This window comes from Aliikangiella marina, assembly GCF_007004765.1.
GTDB lineage: Bacteria > Pseudomonadota > Gammaproteobacteria > Enterobacterales > Kangiellaceae > Aliikangiella > Aliikangiella marina.
The window spans coordinates 1195159-1221170 of the sequence record NZ_VIKR01000002.1 but is presented as its reverse complement, the minus strand read 5'-3'; the positions used below and the strand labels follow the sequence as shown (position 1 = coordinate 1221170).

Genomic DNA, 26012 nt, shown 5'->3' with positions numbered 1-26012 from the left:
TCCTTCGACGGAGTCTCTGCGGGAATATCGACGAGCTTCAAGGGTTGACGCGTCGCCAGCTTGAAAAAGATAACCGATAATTTAACTAAGATAAGATACGGAAGAAATGACCAGAAATATCAGTTTGCTGACCAAAATTGTCATTTAAAACGAAGGGTTACTTACTTGGAACGGTTCTGACGGTACTCACTTGGGGTCATACCCGTCCATTTTTTAAAGTTTCGGTAGAATACAGAGTCTTCAGAAAACCCTAGAGCGTTAGAAATCTCAGCAAAAGATAAGTCGGTTTTCTGCAACAGGTTAACTGCTCGATTTTTACGAACTTTGTCTTTTATTTCTTGAAATTGATGGCCTTCTTTCTTGAGGCGTCGCGACAGTGTTTGACCGCTAATTTCGAAGTTTTTAGCCATCGAGTCTAGACTTACAGTGTCCAGCTCTTGCTCTGCTTCTAAAAATATTTTTACTTGCTGAGAAAAGCTATTGTCTGATTGATAGTGGCTGAGCAGACATTCTGGTGAGTTATTCAAAAACGGAACCAAGGATTCACTGTTTTGTTTGATGGGTTGTTCTAAATAGTGAGAGGGTATCACTAGTTGATTTGCATTTTGATCAAAATATATCGCAGTTCGAAAAACACTTCTTAATTCTGCAGAGTCGAATTCGCCACTAAAGTCAAAGTAAACTCGGCTCAACAAAATCGGTGTATCAATCATCCAAGAGGCCCACCGCCACAATATTGTCATCATACTTGCAACAAAATAGCCATTGTCAATGATGCCATTGGGCAGGGTCGTAAACGACAAGACTGCCTCTTCTCCTTGTTCTTCTAAAGACCACTTAAATTCATCACTCAATAACCGAAAAAATTCCATCATACGCATAATTGCACGACGTAAATTATCACAGTCAATCGTTGCGTGGCACATCATTCGGAAAGTACCGAGACGCCATGGCTTTTGAGTGTAACCAGCCGCTTCATCATCAACTAATTCAAAAGCTGACCGCATCAACTGCGCAAACTCTTCTGCAGTGAGAAGATTCCCTGGCTTAGATAAATCCTCTTCCGATAAACCGGCAATTGAATAAATCGGTTTAAGATCAACGTCTCGGGCTTTCAGCCCTTGTAATTGCCATTTCACAATTTGATTGGATATGTTATGCATTCGTATTTTGATAGTTAGCTCGTCACGCAACAGCTCACATACTATCGGTGTAGCTGCTCTCGTCAACCGATTAATTTCAATAATTACTCGCTGCGGTTGCGTGAATTTTCGGTTATTATAGATTCTCGTATAAAAGTTGTCGAAGTGAGCCAAGTTACCGTCATGCCTAGAGTCACTTTTACCGATAATTTAAAAAGACACATCGAGTGTCCACCAAGCAAAGTATCAGGCACCAACCTGAAAGAAGTTCTTGACGCCGTATTCGCCAATAACGCCAAACTCGGCAGCTATATTCTCGATGACCAAGGTCGGCTCAGAAAGCACATATTGGTTTCAATTGATAATGAATTAGTCAAAGATAGGATCAACTTAACGGACACTGTTGCTGGCGACTCAGAGGTATATGTTCTCCAAGCACTTTCAGGCGGTTAGCTGGCGTTGTTCGTCCCTAATCAATCGCTAGAACTCGAACATTAATCGATTTCAAAAGGAAAAATGTTATGAACACGCTTGCCCTAATTGCGACGCGCAAAGGATTATTTAAATTAACCCACGAGAAACAAATCGAAGAAGTCGCATTTATCGGCGACCCAGTATCAATGATACTCGCTCATCCTGACAAGCCTCTATGGTACGCCGCCTTGGATCTGGGTCACTTTGGCGTAAAACTGCATCGCTCAGAAGATAGTGGCGCCACTTGGACCGAGGTTTCCACACCTTCCTATCCTCAGGTAAATCGCGATGAGAAACAAGAAGGCGATTCTCTGAAGCTGATTTGGTCACTTGAATTTGCCGACCCTAATGACCTCATGAAGCTGTGGGCAGGAACTGTTCCCGGCGGATTGTTTTACTCTGATGATAGTGGCCAATCTTGGACATTAAATAAAACTTTATGGCAACAAAAGCAAACCAGTGAGTGGTTTGGTGGAGGTTTTGACGAACCGGGGATTCATTCAATTTGCGTCGATCCGCGAAACCACCATGAAGTTAAAGTAGCCATATCATGCGGTGGCGTTTGGGTAACAGAGGACTTTGGTGCTAACTGGCGTGCAGGTGCGCAGGGAATGCGAGCAGAATATATGCCTCCGGATAAAACATTCGATATCAACATTCAGGATCCACACCGAATGGTTCAATGTGCTCATGATCCCGACAAGTTTTGGACTCAGCACCACAATGGTATTTTTTATTCTGACGATAATTGTCAAAGTTGGCATGAATGCAAAAACGTATCCCCGTCTGGTTTTGGGTTCGCTGTTGCCGTTCATCCTAACAATGCGAATAAAGCTTGGTTTGTACCCGGCGTAAAAGATGAATCTCGCATACCCGTTAACGCTAAGTTTATCGTTAATTATACAGAGGATCGCGGAAAAACCTTCTCCGCTCTGGACAATGGCTTACCGACAGAGAAATGCTACGATTTGGTATTCAGGCATGGGTTAGATATCGATCATAACGGAGAAAAACTTCTTTTAGGGAGCACAACGGGAAACTTGTGGTTATCTGAAGATCAAGGACAAAATTGGCAATGTATCTCGAATCATTTACCGCCAATTTATGCGGTTCGCTTTTTAAGATGCAGCTAACTCTATCAAGTTAATGGATTAATCCTCATGAAAATTAATCCGAACCCGATACTAGTTTGCCGATTATTCATGAGTTGCGAAACTCAATTGGTTTTGTTTTTGTTCTACCGGTTAAATAAGCCCGTGCTGCCGATAAAATAGATGTAATAATCGTTAGAACCATTTAAAAATTTTAAGCAGTAATAACTGGCCGATAAAAATAACTCCCATTATTATCATGACATACAGAAAGCCGTCTTCGGAGCTCGCTGCCGGAATCCCACCCACATTAATTCCTAGTAGTCCGGTAATAAATCCTAAAGGTAGAAATATGACTGAAATAATAGAAATGATGTATAAATTCCGGTTAACTTTATCGTTAATATTACTGGTTATTTCATTACTTAATATTTCACATCTTTCCTTAATCAAGATGAGCTCTTCATTGTAGTAACTCATCAAGTCAACAAATTCTTTAAGTGAATACTTTAAATTATCACTCATCCATGCCAAGTCCGTCGCTGATAGTTTTTTTAAAGAATCTAACTGTGGGTACATGAAGCGCCATAACCGTGAAGTACTGCGTTTTAAATCCATCACATCAGATTGTTGAACCGGCTGATTTTTATCGATTTGCTCCTCTAAAAACTCGATTTTTTCCGATAACTTAGTCACGTGAGTTTCTATTCTCAACATTGTTTGGTGAATTATCTCGACAAATATATCGGGAATCTTCAGTGTACGGTTACTATTACTTAGAATTTTCTCTTTGACCATAGCAACCGCCTGAACCTTACGATTCATTACAGTAATTAAACGCTCACCATTGCACCAAAACCTCAATGAAACCATGTCCTCTGGCTCGCTGTTAGGATTAAGATTGATTGCTCTTAAAAATAAAATGATGCCGTTATTGTTAGTTCGATGAACATGAGGTCGAGTCGTTTCTTCTAGCAAGCTTGCGGCATCATTAGGTTCTGCGCCCAACTCAACAATCGCATCTAGATTTCTAGTCTCCCTATCAAAATGAGACCAACTATTGCTGCAACATTTATCAGCTTCACCTTCACTGAGAAAATATTTTTCTTCGCTCGCGCATATCAAAAAGCTATTATTTTTCATGTCCTTTCTCCCGACAAAAACACCTTATCCTTTATCCACATGTTGCTTTATATATACATCTCTTTTTGGAAAAGGAATTTCGATATTTTTTTCTTTAAATTGTTTGTATATTGCGTGAAGCAAATCGCTTCGTACATTAACGATTTTTTTAATATCCTTGAGAAAGCACCGTACTTCGAAGTCAACGCTACTGTCGCCAAATTTTTGCAATACCACCGAGGGCATTAACTCATGGTTATCACTGATAATTTCTTCATGCAATACAATTGTTTGATACATGAGCTTAGCGACAAATTCTGTGTCAGTACCATAAGCAACTCCAACCATAAATTTTAACCGACCTACATCATCGCCTAACATTAGATTAGTGACCTGATTACTGATGAGTTCACTGTTGGGAACCAATATATCTGCGCGATCAAAAGTAGTAATCTGGGTAGCTCGGATACTTATTTTTTGAACTAAGCCTTCGGTATTCCCAATAACGATCCAATCCCCTGGTTTGACGGGCCTTTCTATGAGTAGAATTAGACCAGACACAAAATTACTCACTATTGTTTGTAGGCCAAATCCAATTCCAACTGAAAAGGCACCTGCAATGATAGCCAAATTTTGAATATTGAAACCAGCAACAGCTAAAGCAATCAAAGATGCAGTAAGCACAGCAGAGTACCAAAACAAAGAAGCCTTTGCGGTCTGTGCACTTTCTTTAGGAGACAAACTGTTGGCTAGCCCGCCTTCTATTTGGAGCTTGACGATATGAGAGATATACAAGACCAGACCAAATATTAAAAAAGCAAATATTAGATTGTTAAATGCGACTGAAATTGTTCCTATGTTGATTTCATTGGTTAGTATTTCATGAATCATTGAAACTATTTCTAACGGAAACCCTACCAGAGGAACCATATAATAAATGAACAGACTCAATATAAAGGCAAATACAGCATAATAGATCCAGATTATTCCTGGCGATTGCGCATTGGTTTGTTGAGTATACCGGTACTGAGTTAAGATCGTCTGATTGAGTAAACTTCCTATCGAAGCGAGCAATTCTTTTACCAGAAAGAAAAAGTACACAATGACCAACATAGTCGTTACCGCTACTAATATCTGATGGGCCATAATATGGAAATCAAGGAATTCTAAAACTAACCCTAAGGCAATAACTAAAAACGCCAAATATTTCACTAATCCCTTGATTCTTGTTCTCAACAAAACAATTAGTGAAACAGCCAACCCAATAACGACTAAGCTGTGAAAAATCACTGATTCGTATAATCCCAGCCCCACGATGACAATAGTTGAGGTAAAAGCCATAACGGCTAATGACATCGTTTCAATTACCGCTGAGTTAGCCGGACTCTCAAGTCTAAAAGCGGTAATTAGTACCCCGGTAAAAACTAACCAAATTAACGATTGTTCCACTCCAAGCTGCGACTTTAAAAAGGCAACAGCAGTAATTATCGAACTAAGACAAAAAATCGGAAAAAAGAGGTTGGCGTAAAGGCTATCTCGCCATCCTGAACTGCGCAGCACTAATTGAAGCAATGCTATCACTATTAATAGCATTGCAATTGCAGAGGTATAATAGAGGACCTTTTTGCCCGGTTGATGTGGTTCGATTTGAGAATTATCGGCCCAATAAAATGGTATTCGTTTAAAGTAGTCCTGCTTGGTTATTTTACTCGCTTGAGCTAATAATTTATCTTTCAGTTGCCGAGCCACCAACAATAAATATTTACATTCGATAATTCGCTGTTCAAGCTTTTCGATATTGGCACTGAGATTGCGACTCGTCGTTTTTTGCTCAGATGTAGTCTCTTTCGCTTCACCGATTATACCAGTCAAATTAAGTAAACTTTGCGAAGCTTCAGTCTCACAAGTTTTAAGCTGATTGATATACTCATCTAGCTGAGAATTGGCAGTCTGAACCTGCTCTCGAGCAGTAAAATTATCAGTGGCCTTAGATAAATCCTGAATCGAACGCTCGATTTTTTGGTAATCAAAGTCTTGCTCCGTCGATTGCACCGAAGATGAGAACAAGAAAACTAAAAACAAACCGATGATAATCACCAAGTTCTTTTTACATAACAGAAACATTCTAATAAGACTTCCAGTTAAATTTTATTTTGTTTATGGGCTATTTTGTCATTCAATGAGTCAATCGCCACTTAATCTTTCTCATTCCAGCCAATAACACTGCGTCCAAAAGCTATCCATGCGGGACTCACTAATAGGCTAACTGATATCACGCACAAAGCTAGCTGGTATCCATATTCATTGATTATAGACGATTGAAACCCTACTGCGGCAAGAACAAAGCTGAACTCGCCGACTTGCGATAAAAGCACTCCAGTATACAAGCTGTCTTTCCAATTGAACTTTGCGAACTTGAGTATTAGCGCGTTAATGAATGTATTCGTTAATATTACCGCGATCACAAGCGCTAAAGTTTCGACAAGATTAGTCAGTAAAAAATCAATATTTAATAACATCCCAACAGATACAAAAAATAGCGCTAGAAATAATACTTTAAATGGCTCTAGCGCATGTTGTACCCACTGTGTTTCTTTCGCTACCCCAATGATAATTCCCGCGATAAACGCACCTAACGCCGTGGATAACTCAAACCATGCTGTAATGAAGGCTAATCCAAAGCAAATAACCAATGCTGCAAAAAGCTGAAGCTCATGATCATGTTTAAACCAACGACTGAATGGAAGTTCTAATTTGGGCTTTTTAAAAACATACATTAAAAGCAAAACAATAACGAACGAGCCAACGCCTTGTTTGATTAAATGAATTGGTTCAAGACTATTCTCCCCCAGTAACCCTAACAAGATAAGCATAGGTACAATAGCCAGATCTTGAGCGAGTACGATACTCAGAGCACTTTGCCCTGCTCTCGTGTGGATAATTCCGGTATCTTGTAATAATTTAATGACTACAGCAGTACTGCTAAGACTGATAACGAATCCAATAAGGATGGTTCGCTGAATACTCCAATCAAACCAGAATGCGAGCAAGTAAACAAATAGTATACTTAAAGCGATTTGTACTAAGGTTCCGATTATTGCAAGCCGCCAGTTAGACGCAAGCTTTTTCGGATCGGTTTCCATTCCAACGAAAAACAGCAAAAGTACTACGCCCATCGCACCAAAGCGAGTAATCGCCTCGGTGTCAGTGATGAGTTCAATCCCAAAAGGACCGATAAAGATTCCAGCAATTAAATAGGCAATCACGTGCGGTTGCTTTAGGACTTTTAACAACATTCCAGTAAACAACAGCAGTAACAGCACCCCCATCAATTGGGGCATGGCGGGATCCATGTGCATCGACGGCTTGCCTCTAGTTAATCTAAATGTTATCGGGTCAACCTTAAAACCAGATTCGATCTGTAACTAACTGATTAAATTATTGTTTTTTTATTCTGCATGGTATTCAATTTACCTTAATTTAAAATAATAAGATAGAAAAACTTTATCGGTTCACCGCCCGCTTTAATCCCTGTCGCAGCGCTCAATTCAGTGGCAAGCTTGATTTCAACTACCGCATGACTGTCTCCAAGTCTGGTCTCAAAGTCTGCATTGGTCGCAAATTGACGTTATATTCTATTTGAACTACAGCAAAAAAAGGTGAGTCCCATCGCTCCATGTTCAGATAGGCTAACTAACAACGGGAGGAAATTTAGATTGGATTGGTCACAACGTATGAACTTGGCACTCGATTTTATCGAGAATAACCTTGATGCAGATATTTCGATAGATGAAGTCGCGCGAAAGGCTTACTCGTCAATGTATCATTTTCACAGGATGTTTTACGCGCAGTTTAATACGACTCCGGCAGAATACATTCGCCGGCGCAGACTTACCAAAGCGGCAAGCGAAGTAGTCTTGGGCAATACAAAAATAATCGATATTGCCTTTAAGTACGGCTATGAATCTCCAAACGCGTTTACTTGTGCATTCCGTAACATCCATGGCGTCACTCCGAGCGCAGCTCGTTCTGGTCAGGTGAAACTGAAGGCTTTTAGGCGGGCATCTTGTAAATTTAATTCGAAAGGAAAACCAATGTTAGATTACCGTATTATTGAACAACCAGCTTTTGAAGTGCTTGGCAAAAGTAAAAACTTTGAGTTCGAAGAGTTTGTTAAACAGGGGCCAAAATTTTGGAAAGACTATGTGAGTTCGAGTGAGTATCAGGCGTTATATGAAATAACCAATGGACGAGCGGGGCTCGTTTCGGACGCTCCGATGATGTCGGTATATTTCCCCAATGACTCAGGGAGCCGAGATTTATTTACTGATGTACTTGCGATAGAAAAACCTGTCGAGGTAGATAATAAATCATTTGAAGTCTTCAAAATTCCAAAAGCGACCTATGCTGAGTTTAATTGCACTTATCAAACTTCAATGAAAACTAACCGTGCAATTTATGGCGACTGGTTTAATGCTACCGGCTACGAAAGAGATGGTAACAAGCCTGACGTCGCTGCTTATTTTCCGATTCCGTTTAAACCGATGAAAGATATGGGAGTCCGCTGGTGGATACCGGTGAAAGTTACTTAAACCTTGTTGAGCGATTTAAATACGATTGGAGTTGCGCAACTTAATTTAATCTCAAGAGAGTGATATCAATTACCAATCAACTTTAACTCAGCTTTTTCAGACTATTGACAGCATTTGCCAATCTCATTTAATGTGATACTCGATGAGCCATCTAGTCTATCCTGCCCCTCCTGACTGTTTTATTTGGCGTCTAAAATTAACTTTTATACTAAAACTGTCTACTGCTAAGCATTTACAGGAGCTCTCTGAAGATTATGCAAACAATGTTTAAATTATGTCTAGCAATTTATCTAAGCGCTTTTTCCACAGTAGGCCTGACACAAAGTAGTCATCATTCAAAAATACTTAACGCTAAGCAAAGCGATCCCAAGACAATGAAGTGGATGCAAGGATTTCCACCGCCTCCAGATAAACTAATCATGCAGCCCGAATCAAACTACTTTAGCTTTCCGAAACTTCGTTGGACCGTTTGTCACATAAGAGAGCTTTTACCAACAAAAAATATCAGTAAAGGTCTGTCTGGTCCAACGCTGTTCACTTATCAACTAGACAAAAATATCGACTCTTTGACGTTTAAGCCCATAAATAGCAACAAGGATATGACTTGGAAAGAATCTCTTGACGCTAATTACACCGACGGGATTCTGATTATCCATAAGGGTAAAATTATTTACGAAAAACAATCAGGCTGTTTAAATGAATTTGGAAAGCACGCGGCAATGTCCATGACCAAATCAGTAGTCGGGTTGTTGGCTGAAATACTCATCGCAGAAGAGCGACTCAATGAGAATGAATTGGTGAAGAATATTATTCCTGAACTTTCTGCTAGTGGCTTTGGCAATGCAACTGTTCGGCAAGTGATGGATATGACGACTAACTTAACCTACAGCGAAGATTATTCGGACCCTAAAGCCGATATATGGACATACTCCATTGCCGCGAGTCCCCTACCAAAACCTAAAGGTTATGATGGACCTGTTGGCTACTATGAGTACCTTCAAACAGTAAAGTCCTCGGGAAAACATGGTGACGCTTTCGGTTACCGAACGATAAATACCGATGTGTTGGGATGGATTGTTGCACGAGTTGCGAAACAAAGTATTGCAGACTTGTTTTCAAACAAAATTTGGCAAAAAATCGGAGCTGAGCAGGACGCCTATATCACAGTAGATAGTAAAGGGGTTCCATTCTCTGGAGGCGGACTCAGCGCAGGTTTAAGAGATTTGGGTCGATTCGGTTTAATGGTGCTAAATAAAGGCAACTTAAATGGCAACCAAATAATCCCCGCTGCTGCTGTTGAAAATATTATGCGTGGCGGTGACAAAGCAGCCTTTGAAAAAGCTGGATATTCAACTCTTGCAGGGGGGAGTTATAAAAGTATGTGGTGGCTCTTCCACAATGATAGCAAGGCGTTTGCGGCACGAGGCGTTTACGGACAAACTATCTATATTGACCCAGAAGCCGAAATGGTGCTGGTGAGGTTTGCATCATACCCGACAGCAAAAAATGCGAAAATCGATCCAACTTCACTGCCCGCTTATGAAGCGTTATCCCAATATTTAAGAAGCGGCAGATAGTTTCAAAGGGTCATTATGCAACTTAAAAACGCCGCTTTATATTTGTTGTCTTTGAGTCTATTGGCTCTCGCCGGCGCAATAACTTACTTTGCGGCATCATTGCGCGACATAAATTCCAGTCTGCCCCAGATAATCGATACGGTTGAAAAAGTTAATCAGAACATTGCCCCACTTGTCGCTGAAGCCGCCGATATCAAAAAGCAAATCCCGGCAATACTCAAAGAATCGGAACAAATTAGAGTGAGTATCAATGAGACCATTAAAGAAGCCGAAAAGCTAAACTCTCAACTCCCAGTAGCATTAACTGAATCAAAAAACTGGCGAATTCTGGTTCCTATTATCGTAAAAGAAGCAGAGCTCGCGCGAGAAACTTTAAACTCAGGAATTCAAGAAATAAACTTAGTCCGCCAGGAGATTCCTGTTTCAATTACACGAGTTGAATCCTTAATTACTGAATCACGAAACATTGGAAAAGAGACAAGTGAAGGCGCAGTTGCAGGTGTCTTTTCCGGAGCACTACGAGCACCGTTTGAACTGATTGCGGGTATCGGCAATTCGGTATTTTCGATATTTAAAAGCGAAGAAATAATTCTCGACAATTCCGACAAAGAAATGATTCTAGAGACAGTACAAGCGCTTATAAATGCCTCTGAGTTTGGGAAAACCACGGCGTGGAAAAACCCGGCAACAACAAGGAGCGGTGAGATTACGCTGGTAAACGCTACCACAATAAAAAAGGCGCGCTGCTTTAATTTTCTCTTCAAGTTTAATGACCAAAAACCCCATTCCGAAAATGTGTCAACCATACTCTGTGAGACAGAACAGGGAAGCCTTGAGGTTGTACGATAAAAATAGGTTGTACAATAAAAACAGGTTGCGCGATAAAAACAGCTCAATCTACACGTGTCTTTATTATAATCGACGATAACTTGGCAACAATTTGAAGCACTTAATGAACGAATTAATAGCAACAGGTTCATCAAGCAAGAAGCAAATTGTTTTACTGAGATACTGTTTTAATAGATTTCTTTCGATCAAAAAACTATCAACAATACCTATTTGAAAGATCACATTGACGCCTATCACCCGCAGCTAGCTCTTTTGACAAACTCCCCTTTCAATCCTCGTTAATTTCACAAACCTGTAACCAAAACCAGCCTTCTTCGTTAACTTTCTATTTGTCTAATTTATGTATGGCTATGCCTTCAAAGTTTTACGGATGTAATTCCACTGTAATAAATATTCAACACAAGTGTCACATCTCGAATCTAGGATGTCGTATCGAAAAATTAAAAACCATCACAGTAAAACAGCAAGTTAAAGAAATTAGTAACAGAAGTAGATTAGTAACAGAAGTAGTAGGCAGTTAAGTAAAACCAAAAATTTATTATTTTTAAAGGAACAGCCAAATGTCTGACATCAAAAACACAACTAAAGACAACGCTCAGTTGCACGACGAAATAGAAAACACGCCTTCAAACAAATCAGGTAATCGCTCTTTCGCTTCGATTATTAAAAACAGCCTAAGCAGACGCACAGTGCTCCAAGGTGGTGTCGCAACCGCAGCAACAGCATTCTTAGCACCTACAGCTTCTGCGAGTTGGGGAGATAAAGGTAGAGGACGTGGTCGTGGTCGCAGAAAACTGGTTAAATTTGATCCGGTGAAAATTGAGGATGTCGTTGATACTACAATGCCAACAATCTCTGATGATTACCAATACCAAGTACTAATACCTTGGGGTACACCAATCGAGCCAGGTGCTACAGCAGAATACAGCGGCGATCCGATGAAGCGACCGACTTCTGCAGAAGCTGCACTGCAAACTGGTCTTGGTCACGATGGAATGTGGTTCTTTCCAATTTCCTGGAGAAATGGTCGATATGGCCATCGTGATATCGAAAGCAGTACTAAAGGTATGCTTTGTGTTAACCATGAGTTTGGCACTAACTCTCACGCACTCGGCAAAGATATGCCAGAGAGCTTAGAGGACGTTCGACTTTCTCAAAATGTCCATGGTGTCTCAGTCCTTAAAATTAAATACAATTATATTCGAGGTTGGAAAGTAGTTAAAAGCAAAAATTCTCGCCGTATTACCGCTAACACACCAGTTAATTTTTCTGGTCCAGCAGCGGCATCTGAATTACTACAAAACCCTAACGGAAACATCCCGCTAGGAACCGTGAATAACTGCGGCTCTGGTCCAACGCCATGGGGTACCTACCTGACTTGTGAAGAAAACTTCAATGGCTACTTTGGGGCTAACAATGAGTTCACCCCAACAGAAGAGCAGGACCGTTATGGCTTGAATGCACTCGGTTTTGGTTACGGGTGGCACTTGTTTGATAAGCGATTCGACTTATCGGATGAGGACTATGCAAATGAACAACATCGTTTTGGCTGGATCGTTGAAATCGACCCCTATGATGCAACAAAACCACCAGTAAAACGCACAGCTCTTGGTCGCTTCAAGCATGAGGCAATTGCGATCGCAGAGAGTTCAAATGGCCGTATCGCCGCTTACATGGGCGATGACCAGCGTTTTGATTACTGTTACAAATATGTTTCGGATCAGCCGTGGGAACAAGCAATTGCTGAAGGAAAAAGCCCTCTTGACGAAGGTAAACTTTATGTAGCTCGTTTCGATGAGGGCGGTACAGGAGAATGGTTGGAGTTAACTATCAACAACCCTTTACTGGCAGCGCGATTCGACTCACAAGCTGAGTTACTGATTTTTGCTCGACTTGCTTCAGACATACTTGGCGCAACACCAATGGATCGCCCAGAGTGGACCACTATTGGGAAGAATGGTGAAGTCTTCTGGACATGTACGAATAATTCGAATCGAACTGAGACGAATGTCGCAAACCCAGAAGCGCCAAATTCAGATGGCCACATAATCCGTACAACAGACTCCGATGGTCACCTAGGTACGACTTTCACTTGGGACATTTATTTGTTGGCTTCATCGACACGAGGTACTGAAGGCGTATTTACCGATCCCGATCTAGCATACGCCGATGAAGACGGTCGTTTATTTATTGGCACCGATGGTGGTCAACCAGACGGATTACAAGATCAGTTAGTTGTCATTGATACGACCAAAGAAAATCCCGAACCCAAGCGTTTGTTGGTCGGTGTTAGCAGTGATGAAATTACAGGTTTTACGATGACACCCGATCGACGAACGGCATTCGTAAACATTCAACATCCAGGTAATGGTTCTCCGTCAAGTACTAACTTCCCAGCAGACTTTGATGGTCAGACTATTCCGCGCGATTGTACTTTGGTGATTACGCGTAAAAATGGCGGCATTATCGGCTCTTAATGGCATTAAACCAAAACCCAAAGAGCCAGTCTTTAAAGAATGGCGCTTTGGGTCTCACTTTTATTAACCTAGCCTGTCTCTTTTCCGCTCATTTATCCCAACAAAACCGCTACAAACAGGCTCAAGAGTATTCAAACCGCTGATAGAATAATAAAACTCAATAATACTTCAACTGTCAGCATATCATCAGCAAAATGTTAGTATTGCTTTTGTTTTAACGCCGAATCATAAACCGCTTCAGCGACTGCTCGATGGGCCTCTTTGTTGAGCGCTGAAGGTACCAGAGCATCTTCCTTTGCTAAACTCGAAAGCGTCTCCGCGGCAGCAATTTTCATCTGGTGAGTAATATTAGTCACGCCGGCATCGAGTGTTCCTCTGAACAACCCTGGGAAAGCCAGCATATTGTTGACTGTTTTACCATCTGTAGCAAAAGCGGCACCATGCTCTAACGCAACATCAGGCTCTATTTCTGGATCGGGATTAGTAAGCGCCATAATGATCTGGCCCTCTCTTACCATTTCAGGTTTAATTAAGCCCTTCACCCCAGTTGTCGCGACGACGATATCGGCTTTTTGCATCAGTTCTTCCAGCGATACCGGAGTTCCTCCATCACCACGGAGTTTCTTTTTTGCTTTCTCATTGATATCCGCACCAAGTACTTCTTTGACACCATATTCCAAAAGCAGACTACAGATCCCCATGCCTGCTGCGCCAAGACCAATTTGACCAAAAGTCTTTTCTTTAATACACATGCCGACTCGCTTGGTCGCAGTCAAAAGCGCAGCAAGCGTTACTATAGCGGTACCATGCTGGTCGTCATGAAATACCGGTTTATCCAGACGCTGGACTAATTCCGCTTCAATTTGAAAACACTCGGGAGCCTTGATATCTTCCAGAAGAATAGCCCCAAAAGAGGAAGAGATTGATTCGACAGTCTCGATAATACGCAATGGATCTTTCTCTTTTAATAGTATTGGCACGCCAGAAATATCCGCCAACTCAGAAAATATCGCAGCCTTACCTTCCATAACCGGCAGACCTGCTTCAGGTCCAATATCGCCCAAACCTAAGATTGCCGTTCCATCAGTCACTATAGCGACCGTATTTTGAATATTGGTATATTCCTTTATCTTTTCTGGTGCGGCTTTTATGGCTTGACACACCCTCGCCACACCGGGAGTGTAGACATCTCGTAAAACCTCCAGTGAATTTATTTCAATACTAGACTGAGTTTTGATCTTGCCACCTTTATGTCGATTAAAAACGCGATCAGATTTACCCACCACTTTTGTTTCTGGTAACGCATTGATTTGATCCACAAGCACTTGCATATCTAAAGAATCATCATATTCTATGGTTAATTCCCATACCGTGTCCTTATACAATCGACGTATGGCATTTAACCCTTCGACGGTAATACCCATATCACCGATGATTGTGAGCACTTTCGCCATATTACCGGGTTGATGAGGGGCTTCGACGAGCAAAATTTCAACAATTTTCATAAGTTTTCTATCTAAAGTTTAACAATTAGTCCGTTATTAATGAAAGCTTAACAAAGATAGCCAAGTACACAACCAATTAAAAATTATTTTTATTCATTCCCCCCACAAGAAGCTCATGAATTGTCTGCTATATGGTCATTGACTGATTGATCGTTCAGCAGAGTCTCCTAACACCAAGTCGTGTGAATAGGTCAAAAGTCATGATTTTAAACAATGACTTACGGCACTAATATATTCGCGCACAATCCTTAAAATAATCACTAACTTTAATAATGGAGTCATTTATGACGATACAATATTGGTTGTCAATTTCGATCGCAATAATTGTATTCAGCTCATCTACATCTGCCAATGAGACGACAGGTACCTTGCTGCAAAAAAACTTTAAAGCTAAAAACTTCTCCGCGATAAAAACGTACTGTCAGTCTGTAAAAACAGAACTCTCTGCATTTCAGGATTGTCTTTACTATTTGGGACGAATTAATTTTGACAGCGATAACACTGAACAAGCTGAACATTTTTTCAAAAAAGCGCTCGAGTACCCCCCTAATAATCCAGATGAATACTATTGGCTAGCGAGGACCTCAAGTCGATTGGCTAGTGAAGCGTCTTTTCTATTTGCGCCAGGATACGCTAAGACCGCCGAAAAAAGTTTTCAACAAGCACTGGCTTTAGATAAAAACCACTTACCTTCATTAATTGGTTTGCAACGTTTTTATTTGTTTGCCCCGAGTATTGCGGGCGGTTCTCTCAAAAAGTCTCTTGCTTTAAGTCACCAAATCAAATTACTCGACATCGGTGAAGGTCTGCTCGCAGAACTTAGCATCTATCAACAAAAAGAAGATATCAAAGGCATCAATGCCGTCCATCAACAAGTGCTTGAAAACTTGCCAGATTCAATTAATCACCGCCTGAGACTTGTCTATGCTTATCAACAAGTCAAAAACTACCAAGTAGTCTTTGAACTTTTGTTACCGATAGTGAACATTAAGTTGAACGCCAAGGAAAGTACCGAATGGTCGACAAGCGCCTCTTTGTCAGAAAAATTAATGTCACTTTATCAAGTCGGCAAAACTTCGGCGATTAGTGGCCTCCAATCAAAAATGGGGATATATGCTCTCAAGACTTATATTACTTATCCTCAACAAGAAAAACTTCCTGAGTTGTACTGGGCAAAACTTCGCATCGCGCAAATACATTGGCGTGAGGGAAATAGCAAGCAAGCTAAAGTTATACTCGAAGAAATACAGTCAAAATCCTTTGTTGACCGTCAATTTAGCAAGGAATTTAAACGGTTTTCTAAGCGCTTAAAACAAAATAAGTAGTTTCATTTAATAGGCCTTTTCCTATTTAAAGTCCAAGATTGAATAGGTGACTAAAGATATTCATGTTTTTCATCGAACTAACACCCAAAGAAGATTACTAGGTGTTAACTTTAAACCGGCAAAAGCAAGCGTTCTAGGCTATTCTTGAGGATACCCCTATATTTGCGAGAGCGTGATTGTCACAGAGCCCAAACATCAACTTGTTTAGTTCTGTAGTAGAGCATTCAACTGCCCATATTGCAGTCATAAACGAAAGCGGAACTATCGTCTATGCTAACGAGGCGTGGGTTAAGTTTGGCCTGGAAAACGATGCCCCGACATCCGACTGGATTGGCGTCAATTATCTCTCTGTTTGCAGAAAAGCGAGTAACGACGGCGACGCTCAATGCACTAATATTTTGGCGTCACTCGAGCTGATGTTAAACGGACAAGGTTCATTTCCGCCACTCGAATACCCTTGCCACTCTCCTTTCGAAACTCGCTGGTTTTTAATGAGAGCCGTTCCGATTGTCATTGAAAATCAACGATATGTTTGTATTTATCACGAACGATTTGTTGGTGATACTGAGCTCCGCGCAAGCAAAAAACGTTTAGCTATCGCCGCAGATGCCGGCCAGATCGGTATTTGGGAGCTTGATCTGAAATCGGACACATTGATTTGGGATCAGTGGATGTATCGTATTTACGGAGTTGATGAAGCAAATTTTGTCGGTGCATACGAAACTTGGGTTAAAGGCGTCCATCACGAAGACATTGGGCGAGCAGAGGAAGAGCTTAAACTTGCCATCAATGATCGAATACCTTTTGATTCTGAATTTAGAGTGGTTCGGCCTAACGGAGACATCCGCCATGTGCTGGCTAAAGCACAAATTTTCTTTGATGATTTGGGTAAAGCAACCCAAATGATTGGCGTCAATATTGATATCACTGAGCGCAAACAAGCCGAAGAAAAAGCGCGTAACTTAGCGCTTTACGACCAGCTTACCGGTATTCCTAATCGAACGCTGATACAAGATAGACTCAGCCAACTTTTAGCCGCAAGTAGCCGTACTCAGCATTTCGGCGCGTTACTCTTTCTAGACATGGATCATTTTAAATTAGTTAATGATACCGCGGGGCATGACGTCGGCGATGAACTAATTATCCAAGTCGCTAATAGACTTCAAACTGCGCTGCGAGAATCAGATACTATCGGTCGATTTGGTGGAGATGAGTTTATAATTATATTGAGCAACCTTTCCACCAAAGAAACTCAAGCAGTGCTAATGGCGAGACGACTCTGTAAAAAGTTATTAGCATTACTGGAAAAACCATTTGAACTAAGCATTGGCTTGCAACAAATTGGCATTAGTATTGGTGTGACTCTGTTTCGTGGTGCCGACAAAGATCCTAGCAGTATACTCAGACAAGCCGACCTCGCCATGTACAAAGCAAAAGGTTCTGGCAGAAATACACTCCACTTTTTCGATCCGCAAATGCAAAAAGATTTACAACGGCGTGTTACCGTAGAAAAAGTACTGAGCAATAGCCTGAATAACCATGAGTTTAGCGTGTATTTTCAACCTCAAATTAAAGTGGATAACAGTATTGAGGGGGCCGAAGCATTAATTCGATGGAAGAGCCAAGCACTAGGTGACATTTCCCCTGGAGAATTCATTCCAATTGCTGAAGAATCAGGAATGATTATCGAAATCGGGAAATGGGTCCTACATGAAGCTTGCTCTGCTCTCGAGGAATGGTCTTCTCTTGGTATTGGTAACGACTTTAAACTCGCAGTCAATATCAGCGCCAACCAATTGTTCTCGGAAGAGTTTGTGACAGATGTTCAAAGTATCATTAGTCAATACTCAATTAATCCTCGTCAAATAAAATTAGAACTAACAGAAAGCCTATTGGTAAAAAATATTTCTGAAGCGAAAAGCAAGATGAATCAGTTAAAAGAATTTGGTATTAGTTTCTCACTTGATGATTTCGGAACGGGCTATTCTTCACTCGCCTATCTTCAAAGACTCCCACTTGACCAGCTAAAAATCGATCAATCTTTTGTTAGAGACTTGCTCGACGATAAAAATGATGCCGAGATTGCCAAAACAGTGGTCGCTTTAGCGAACAGCCTGGGCCTTGCCGTTATTGCAGAAGGTGTAGAATCAGAAATGCAACGAGATAGATTAGTTGAGTTTGGCTGTCACTCATTCCAGGGATTCTTGTATAGTCCCGCTATCGATAGAGAAAAATTTAAACATTTTTTATTAGATAGTTTAAAGAAAAAATGAACGATACGCCTCAATTATTTGATAAAGATTCACACCAGAATAACAAATATTTTATATTAAAAAGCGTCAACCAAAGTACGGCTGATTAGCACAACATCCATTTCAATCTTCTGACTGATATTTAGGGTCTAACCAAATTGAATTGTATTTTCCTGATTTTTTCAGCCTCGCTAAAGCCTCATTAAATTTTATCACCGTTTCTGGTGAGACCGATTTTTTACTAAACATTAAAGCGACATCGTGACCAAAAATATTAATGGGTAATCGAGCAATATCCGCAGTAATAACTTTAATGCGTTTTTTGTAGCCAACGATAAGTGGATCCTCAACGCAACCGTTAACTTGTCCCTCGATTAATCGTTGCATACTGATCGCCGATGAATCACCATAAATAATATTCTTCGAGTATTCCTTATCATGCTGCCAGTTATCTAGCGCTTCGCTATAAAAATGACTCCTTGTCATCCCTAACTTAAACCCCGAACGCTTGAGTTCATCGATACTCATATTTTTATATTGAGCAAAACTTTCTGCTTTCACCCAAATGCCATAAGAATCTTTACGATAGACATCAGAAAATAGCGCAAATTGCTTTCGAGTTTCTGTCGGTGTTGCATTCGCTGTAAAGTCGACTTCGCCAATTTTTATAAGCTCAACGATATTGCTCCAGTCACTTTTAAAAAACGTTATATTGCAATTTAGATCTTCGGCAAGTGTTCGCACCATCTCAGTTTGAATGCCAGCTATTTCTCGGTTCGTTTTAAAGTATTGAAGTGGTGGCCATTCTGCCCATCCATACACCAGCTCACAATGTTGACTATTAGAATCAGCCTGGATGCTATCGCGCGTAACAGCTTGCGCATTGGCTTTAGCTATTGATGAAATAGAAATAATTATTAAAACTAAAAGATTGGATTTTTGCAGCCTCAAGAATTGTCCTTAAATTTTGAAAGCGTTATAAATAAAAGCATAACGTATTCTCGTTTTTTAAGCCAATTCTTGAGTTTTTAATTGCGCACTTATCGAGCTTTGCGAGCAAATTTTTGGTTTAGAAAACTTAATATCTCAAACCGCATCTACAAAAGTAGATTAACCGGTATTTCGCATTCCCGCCGCGATTCCAGCAATTGTCATCATTAACGTCATTTGCAAGTTTTTGTCATCTGGGTTCGCTCGCGTACGCTTAAGCAGTTCTATCTGCACCATGTGAAGTGGTAATAAATAGGGCATGCGCATTGTTATACTATTTCGGTTCCATGGATCAAATTGCATCATATGATCAATCTGACTGAGTGACAGTAATGTTTGTTTATCCTTGGCCAATTGATCGCGCAGTTTCTCTCCGAAAGCCTGTTTATCTTTATCGACTAAATGCTTGTCGTATGCTGCGGACAAGTGAGGGTCGGATTTGCTAAACACCATCTCCAGCATCGCTAAACGACTTCTAAAAAATGGCCATTGCTGTCGCATTTGCTCTAAAGTATCTTTGCCAAACCCTTCGATTGCCCCAGCAATTGATTCCATTGCACCTAGCCAAGATGGCAGAACTAACCTGTTTTGAGACCAGGCGAATATCCAAGGGATCGCTCTCAAGCTCTCCACTCCGCCCTCTGGTTTTCGTTTAGCTGGGCGGCTACCCAAAGGTAGGCTCGCCAACTCTTGCTCTGGTGTCGTTTGGCGAAAATAGGGAACAAAATCAGGATTGTGACGCACGACCCCTCGATAGATTTCAGTTGCACGACCACTTAACTGTGTCATCATTTCTCGCCATTCCAGCTTTGGTTCTGGCGGCGGTGTAATCAATGCCTCCAAAATAGCACTCGTATAAAGGCTAAGACTGCGAACCGCCAATTCCGGCATACCAAATTTATAACGAATCGTCTCGCCTTGTTCTGTCACACGAAACCCGCCATCAACGCTTCCGGGCGGCTGAGAAAGAATTGCATCATGCGCTGGACCACCGCCCCGGCCGATTGTACCGCCGCGTCCATGGAAAAGCGTTAAAGTAACGCCAAACTCTTTTGCTAGGGCTACCAAACTTTCTTGCGCTCGATATTGAGCCCAAGCTGCAGACAATACCCCCGCGTCTTTGGCACTATCAGAATAACCGATCATCACGAACTGACGACCTTCAATATATTCCCGATACCAATCAATATCGAGCAACTGGCGAGTCGCAAATTCGGCATTATTTAAATCATCTAGGGTCTCAAACAACGGCGCAACAGGCATCGGCCAATCAACACCTGCTTCTTTTAACAATAGTTGTACGGCCAAAACATCGGAAGCAGAACGAGCCATTGAAACAACGTAAATACCAAAACTCGTCGCATCATTGTTAGCAATCACCTGCATTGTATCGAGTACTTCTTGTACCGACTCACTAGGTTGCCAACGGCGTGGAAATAGAGGGCGTTTTTCAACGAGTTCTTTTCTCAAAAATGTCAGCTTTTCCTGTTCTCGCCATTGGGAATAATCGCCTAAACCTAAATAACGGGTAACTTCGTTGATTACTTCTTCATGCCGCTCGCTGTCCTGGCGAATGTCCAGTTTGATTAAACTTGTTCCAAAGCAATAAGCTCGCAATAAGGTATCTTTGAGCGCGCCATTCGCAATAATCTGTAAGCCACAGGCTTGGAGGCTCTCATAACTCGCTAGTAATGGTTTTATCAACTGTTCGTCGCTAAAGGCACATTCAGCTGGGTGAATATTTTTACCTAATATTTTCTCAGAAATTTTTTCTCTGATTTCCACTAACTGGTCACGCAAATTACGCATGACAACACGATAAGGTTCTTTTTGGTTTCCGCCTGCTAGCTTAATCAATGAGTCGCTCGCAACTGATACCGATAGCTCATTTGCTAAGTTATCTAAATCACCAATAAAAAGATCGGCAGAGCGCCATTTAGACATTAAGAGAACTTGCTCGGTTACCTTTGCGGTAACCCGAGGGTTTCCATCTCTATCTCCCCCCATCCAGGAGGTCATTTTCAAAGGGCGAGCATCAAGGGGTAGTTCGATGTCAAAACTCTGCTTTAAGGCATCTTCTAATTCTCGAACATACTGAGGAAGCGCCTCCCACAAACTATGTTCGATAACCGAAAAACCCCATTTAGCCTCATCAATTGGCGTGGGCCGACTCTCTCGAATTTTATGCGTATGCCAAGCTTGAGTGATGAGTTCTGCAATACGCCGTTCAACATGAGTGACATCATTAGCAAGCGCCTGATTGACATCAAGCTGTTGTAACTGGTCAGCCAGTTCTCGATATTTATTGATTAGCGTGCGTCGCGTAACTTCTGTCGGGTGAGCCGTTAGTACTAAATCGATACTAAGTTGATTCACCTTTTGTCGTAAAACCTCACCATCGACTCCCTCTTCCTTAAGTCTTTTCAAATAGTCATTAACTGGATTTCCTTGATAGTGAGCAACGGTATACTGTTCTTCGGCGATATTAGCCAAATTTAAGAACTGCGAAAAGGCACTCACGACACGAGAAAGTTCATCGTTATTCATTGCTGCGAATAAGACTTCCAATTGCTTTTGGACTGACTCTTGATTCTCTTCGGTTGCTGATTTGCCCAATACTCGAATATTCTCAATTGTCTCGAGCCAATCTTCACCAAGGCTATGCTTTATCGTATCACCTAACATATCGCCCAATAAGCGTACTCTCTCTCTCAACCCGTCATAGGATAATTCTTGGTTCATTCTTTATAGGGACTTTTAGATTAGAAGTTATGGAATTAAAAATTAAATCACATCCGCTACGATAAGTCTGATACTTAGTATTTATATGAGATAATTTGCTAAAGTCATCAGACCACTTTGAACAATTTGATCGAATTGAGTGTCGATTTGTTGCTTAATTAACGCGAATAGGATTATTGATTCTGGGCCACTGGTTTGGGTTTGCTGTTACCAAACTACTATCTCAGGACTTTTAGTTTACGGTCTGTTGGTTCAGGACTATTGATATTAGTTCAAGACTGTTGATATTAGTTCAAGACTGTTGATATTAGTTCAAGACTGTTGATATTAGTTCAGGACTGTTGATAAAGCTCACCTAGCTTACGCATAATATCTCGCCAAGACAAAATACCAACAGGCCTTTTTTCATTATCAACAATCGGAATACACGAAATATCTTCTTGATTGAATAGCTTGATAGCTTCTTGAATGAGGGAGTCTTGTTTGAGGGTCACGGGATCATGGGACATGATTTGATGGGCTCTTTTTTGCAAGGTCGCTAGATCACTTTTACTCGCCGCATTGGTGCCTACTTTCGGGCTCAAAGATAAAAATAAATCTCTATCCGAAATGATTCCCAGCAATTTGCCTGACTCAACAACTAGTAGATGATGGAATCCTTTTTCATCAAAAATTGATTTTATTTCTTTAAGCGAATCATCCAATTCGACAGAGACAACCTCTGTACTCATTAAAGCTGTTACTTTCAATGCTATTCCTCGACACAACCTCTTATATTAAGGTTAGAACATAAACGCAATGCTGCCAGAAAATGTGCACAATTATCGCTTATTTTTGAAAGGGCGGAATGTAGATTTCATTTGGCACCGGCGTCTGAGTGACATACTTGATATACCCCAAAACAAAGTCTGACTTTGGTACTTTATTTTTCTTAAATTCAAACTCGAGAAATCGTTCAGAGTCCAGTAACATTGCAATCAAATCGACCTTCCATTCGCCTGCTTCCTTTTTAAAATAAAAACGATTGGGTATTCCTCGCCCATCAAAGGTCATGTTAGCGAAGGCTTTCTTATCATCAACCACAACATGACTAATCGCCATCCTCGAATAGTTACCCTCTCCCGAAAACCCATTGATAACCGAGAACTGAAATAATGCTTGCGGCGTAATATTGGCTAGCTTATTTTTGGGTAAAACGTGCCGATAGAGAATAGCATTTGAGTGTTCCAACAAACTCGCATCAAGCAACTCTTGTTTAGTCGCATACTTAACCAACTCAAGCGTATGACCAAAATATTTGATAGTCTCTTGTGAAATCCTATCAATCGTCGTCGGATCATTTTTAGTGATTAATGCTTTGTATTCTTTGAATAGCTTTTGGATTGCATCTGAATCGGTATAAGCAAAGCCCTTTGAACTTAGCACTACTAGTAAAATCAATATAAAGGTTTTGAAAGCGTTCATCGTTTTCTCGAAAATTTTCTGTCAAACAGTATCAATCACTTGTCTGTAACCTTAAATTCGAAACTACTAGATTTCAAGTTTCAATCAGACAAGCTGTTCAACTTCGCCGATTAATGATTACTCTTTTTATGCCAGCGAATGATTTCTTTTTGATCTGCGGGTAAATTTATGCCTTTTTTCAACGCACCGGTCGCATGTTCAGTCAGCATCTTTTCGGCACGATCTTCGATTTTGGCCAGAGTTTCCATTAATAGCGCTTTCTCTTCTTGCGTGATCACCGATTCTAGAAATTCGGTTCGTTGATTTATCTCGTCAACAAGCTTTTGATACACTTCGTGACCTTTCTCTGTTAGCCGAAGTAATTTAACTTTTTTATTGTCTGAGCGACTAAACACTTCAATCATCTCGAGCGACTTTAATGTTTTTACTGCACGGCTTACGGTATACGCATCTAACCTTGCTTGATAAGCAATATCCGCGCTACTAATGGGCATGTATGAACCAATATTTAAAATAACGCGCAACTCTCGCGGATCTAAATCTATAATCTGGCGAATCGAAAAATCTCGATTTAGTTGAAGAAGATTACTAACAACAGCCACCTGAAATGGTAAATGATCATACAGATCGATTGGTTGCTCCAGCTTTTCAGTCAGACTGAACGCGTTTTTTCTTTTTCTTGTTTGGCGATAAGATTTCATAGAGATATGTGTCTTTAATTTAGAGGTTTAGGAGCTACACGATAACATGGAACAGCCAGCTTTGGTTCGGGCCCATTCAGGCCTTTTGGCAAAATATTGTTCATGCTCAGGTTGCTCGTCATAGGGGCGACGCATTATGTCCAATAATTTCTCGATTTCAGAATAATCGCCTTCATGGGCTTTGTCGATAGCAATTTGAGCTAAATAGTTTCTCAAAATATATTTTGGATTTGTTCGATTCATCAAACTTATCCTATCTTGAGAATCGAGCTCACTAACTTGCAGCCTTGCTTTGTAACGAGTAAACCACGATTGAAATTCATCTTTGGTTTGTGTGTTGATTTCATCCAATGTATAAAACGCTTCTTTTACCGATTCATACCAAGTGGCTAGCTCGGATTCTTGAGAAAATTTTGTCAAATTTCGGAAAAAAATAGTCATATCGGTTTCGGTTGATGCCAAACAAGCAAACAAATCACCGATCAGCTTTTGATCGTCCTCTCCTCTGTGACGACCAATTCCGAGTTTGTCGGCGTACATTTGCTGCGAACTGTGCGTGTAGAGATCGGCGAATTTTTGCAATGACTCTTCCAGCTTGTCGGCAGTACCGATGACAGTATAAAGCGTATTCGCTAATTGAAGTAAATTCCACTGGGCAATCTGCGGTTGATTACCGAAGGAGTAGCGCTTGCCTTCGCCATCTGTCGTATTCGGCGTCCAGTGCGGATCATATCCTTCTAGCCAGCCATATGGACCATAATCAATCGTCAAGCCGAGCACTGACATGTTATCGGTATTCATAACGCCATGAACAAAGCCAACTCGCATCCAGTGAACAATCATTTCACAGGTGCGTCGACAAACCTCATCAAAAAATGCTTCATAAGTTTCGCTGGTCAGCTTCTCCTCGTCCAACATCAAATGAGGAAAGTCATAACGGATAGTATGCTCTATCAGTTTTTTTAAGTTATCGGTTTCTTGACGAGAGGCGAAAATTTGAAAACTACCAAACCGCACAAATGAAGGGGCCACTCGACAGACAATCGCCCCAGGCTCTAATTGCGGTCTACCATCGTAAAACATATCTCTCATCACTTGCTCACCCGTAAGAATTAAACTTAACGCACGAGTGGTTGGTATACCTAAATGAAACATCGCTTCACTACACAAAAACTCTCTAACCGATGAACGCAACACGGCAAGGCCGTCCGCGGTTCGAGAATAAGGAGTTAACCCGGCTCCCTTGAGCTGGAGCGTTTGATTGTTCCCTTGAGCATCGACAACCTCTGCGAGGTTAATGGCTCGACCGTCACCAAGCTGGCCTGCCCAATTTCCAAACTGATGTCCGCCATAACACATGGCGTACGGGCGACTGTTCTCAATTAATTGATTGCCGGCAAATATTTCAAGAAACTGCTCACTTTGCCATGCTTGCTGCTCAAGTCCAAGCGACGTCAACATCTCAGTTGATACGGCTAGTACTTGGGGCTGAGATACTGGAGTCGGATTAACATAAGAAAATGCCGCATTATGAACCTGACGCGGCATCACAGCCGTCTCGAGATCGGCGGGAAGTGATTCGCTAAAACGGTTTCGTAATTTGAACTTTATGCTCATCGGTTTACTCGTTGTCAACCTTTCAATAGGTTCGATTTACTCTGAACTAAATTTCCCGTTATTCCATCATGAGGAAGTTTTTAATCCTCACG

19 protein-coding genes are annotated in these 26012 nt (G+C 41.1%); 8 read left to right on the top strand and 11 right to left on the bottom strand.

What is annotated here, in order from left to right; genetic code table 11:
* Window positions 1-161: 161 nt before the first annotated feature.
* Window positions 162-1163, bottom strand: a complete 1002-nt coding sequence (locus FLL45_RS11635; RefSeq protein WP_142942172.1) for an AraC family transcriptional regulator — start codon at window positions 1161-1163, stop codon at window positions 162-164.
* 144 nt (window positions 1164-1307) lie between these two features.
* On the opposite strand from FLL45_RS11635, the gene FLL45_RS11630 reads away from it, so the two are divergent.
* Both FLL45_RS11630 and FLL45_RS11625 read left to right on the top strand, forming a co-directional pair.
* Window positions 1308-1595 (top strand): MoaD/ThiS family protein, encoded by a 288-nt coding sequence (locus FLL45_RS11630; protein ID WP_210247166.1) that lies wholly within the window; start codon window positions 1308-1310, stop codon window positions 1593-1595.
* Between the two features lie 68 nt (window positions 1596-1663).
* Window positions 1664-2749 carry a WD40/YVTN/BNR-like repeat-containing protein gene (locus FLL45_RS11625; RefSeq protein ID WP_142942171.1) on the top strand — a complete coding sequence of 362 codons (1086 nt, stop codon included), beginning with the start codon at window positions 1664-1666 and terminating at the stop codon, window positions 2747-2749.
* 153 nt (window positions 2750-2902) lie between these two features.
* Here the strand turns inward: FLL45_RS11625 and FLL45_RS11620 are convergent, their stop codons facing one another.
* The 3 genes from FLL45_RS11620 to FLL45_RS11610 all read right to left on the bottom strand — a co-directional run bounded on the left by FLL45_RS11620 (window position 2903) and on the right by FLL45_RS11610 (window position 7188).
* Window positions 2903-3850, bottom strand: coding sequence for a CorA family divalent cation transporter (locus tag FLL45_RS11620; RefSeq protein ID WP_142942170.1), 948 nt, complete (start codon window positions 3848-3850; stop codon window positions 2903-2905).
* A 24-nt stretch (window positions 3851-3874) separates the two neighbouring features.
* The gene (locus FLL45_RS11615) at window positions 3875-5953 is read right to left on the bottom strand and encodes a mechanosensitive ion channel family protein (RefSeq protein WP_142942169.1); all 2079 of its coding nucleotides are present in this window, start codon (window positions 5951-5953) and stop codon (window positions 3875-3877) included.
* Window positions 5954-6024: 71 nt separating this feature from the next.
* A complete protein-coding gene (locus FLL45_RS11610; RefSeq protein WP_142942168.1) occupies window positions 6025-7188 on the bottom strand; it encodes a cation:proton antiporter in 1164 nt (387 codons plus the stop codon).
* 357 nt (window positions 7189-7545) lie between these two features.
* Between FLL45_RS11610 and FLL45_RS11605 the strand changes: the two genes are divergently transcribed.
* The 4 genes from FLL45_RS11605 (at window position 7546) to FLL45_RS11590 (ending at window position 13324) form a co-directional block, all read left to right on the top strand.
* Window positions 7546-8421 (top strand): AraC family transcriptional regulator, encoded by an 876-nt coding sequence (locus FLL45_RS11605; protein ID WP_142942167.1) that lies wholly within the window; start codon window positions 7546-7548, stop codon window positions 8419-8421.
* 254 nt (window positions 8422-8675) lie between these two features.
* On the top strand, window positions 8676-9998 hold the full coding sequence (locus FLL45_RS11600) for a serine hydrolase domain-containing protein (protein ID WP_246075813.1): 1323 nt from the start codon (window positions 8676-8678) through the stop codon (window positions 9996-9998).
* 15 nt (window positions 9999-10013) lie between these two features.
* Window positions 10014-10847 (top strand): hypothetical protein, encoded by an 834-nt coding sequence (locus tag FLL45_RS11595; protein WP_142942166.1) that lies wholly within the window; start codon window positions 10014-10016, stop codon window positions 10845-10847.
* Window positions 10848-11407: 560 nt separating this feature from the next.
* Window positions 11408-13324 carry a PhoX family protein gene (locus tag FLL45_RS11590; protein WP_142942165.1) on the top strand — a complete coding sequence of 639 codons (1917 nt, stop codon included), beginning with the start codon at window positions 11408-11410 and terminating at the stop codon, window positions 13322-13324.
* 197 nt (window positions 13325-13521) lie between these two features.
* Here the strand turns inward: FLL45_RS11590 and FLL45_RS11585 are convergent, their stop codons facing one another.
* A complete protein-coding gene (locus tag FLL45_RS11585) occupies window positions 13522-14829 on the bottom strand; it encodes an NAD-dependent malic enzyme (RefSeq protein ID WP_142942164.1) in 1308 nt (435 codons plus the stop codon).
* A 284-nt stretch (window positions 14830-15113) separates the two neighbouring features.
* Here FLL45_RS11585 and FLL45_RS11580 point away from each other — a divergent pair, with 284 nt between their 5' ends.
* Both FLL45_RS11580 and FLL45_RS11575 read left to right on the top strand, forming a co-directional pair.
* The gene (locus FLL45_RS11580; protein ID WP_185964420.1) at window positions 15114-16154 is read left to right on the top strand and encodes a tetratricopeptide repeat protein; all 1041 of its coding nucleotides are present in this window, start codon (window positions 15114-15116) and stop codon (window positions 16152-16154) included.
* 176 nt (window positions 16155-16330) lie between these two features.
* Window positions 16331-18427 carry a GGDEF and EAL domain-containing protein gene (locus tag FLL45_RS11575; RefSeq protein WP_142942162.1) on the top strand — a complete coding sequence of 699 codons (2097 nt, stop codon included), beginning with the start codon at window positions 16331-16333 and terminating at the stop codon, window positions 18425-18427.
* 102 nt (window positions 18428-18529) lie between these two features.
* Here the strand turns inward: FLL45_RS11575 and FLL45_RS11570 are convergent, their stop codons facing one another.
* The 6 genes from FLL45_RS11570 to FLL45_RS11545 all read right to left on the bottom strand — a co-directional run bounded on the left by FLL45_RS11570 (window position 18530) and on the right by FLL45_RS11545 (window position 25920).
* Complete coding sequence (locus FLL45_RS11570) at window positions 18530-19357, bottom strand: substrate-binding periplasmic protein (protein WP_142942161.1); 828 nt, start codon at window positions 19355-19357, stop codon at window positions 18530-18532.
* 159 nt (window positions 19358-19516) lie between these two features.
* On the bottom strand, window positions 19517-22138 hold the full coding sequence (ppc, locus tag FLL45_RS11565; RefSeq protein ID WP_142942160.1) for a phosphoenolpyruvate carboxylase: 2622 nt from the start codon (window positions 22136-22138) through the stop codon (window positions 19517-19519).
* Window positions 22139-22470: 332 nt separating this feature from the next.
* The gene (locus FLL45_RS11560) at window positions 22471-22887 is read right to left on the bottom strand and encodes a CBS domain-containing protein (protein WP_142942159.1); all 417 of its coding nucleotides are present in this window, start codon (window positions 22885-22887) and stop codon (window positions 22471-22473) included.
* Between the two features lie 79 nt (window positions 22888-22966).
* Entirely contained in the window at window positions 22967-23602 is a 636-nt protein-coding gene (locus FLL45_RS11555) for a hypothetical protein (protein ID WP_142942158.1), read from the bottom strand.
* 110 nt (window positions 23603-23712) lie between these two features.
* Window positions 23713-24303, bottom strand: a complete 591-nt coding sequence (locus FLL45_RS11550; protein WP_142942157.1) for a MarR family winged helix-turn-helix transcriptional regulator — start codon at window positions 24301-24303, stop codon at window positions 23713-23715.
* A gap of 27 nt (window positions 24304-24330) precedes the next feature.
* On the bottom strand, window positions 24331-25920 hold the full coding sequence (locus FLL45_RS11545; protein ID WP_142942156.1) for a protein adenylyltransferase SelO: 1590 nt from the start codon (window positions 25918-25920) through the stop codon (window positions 24331-24333).
* Between the last annotated feature and the right edge of the window lie 92 nt (window positions 25921-26012).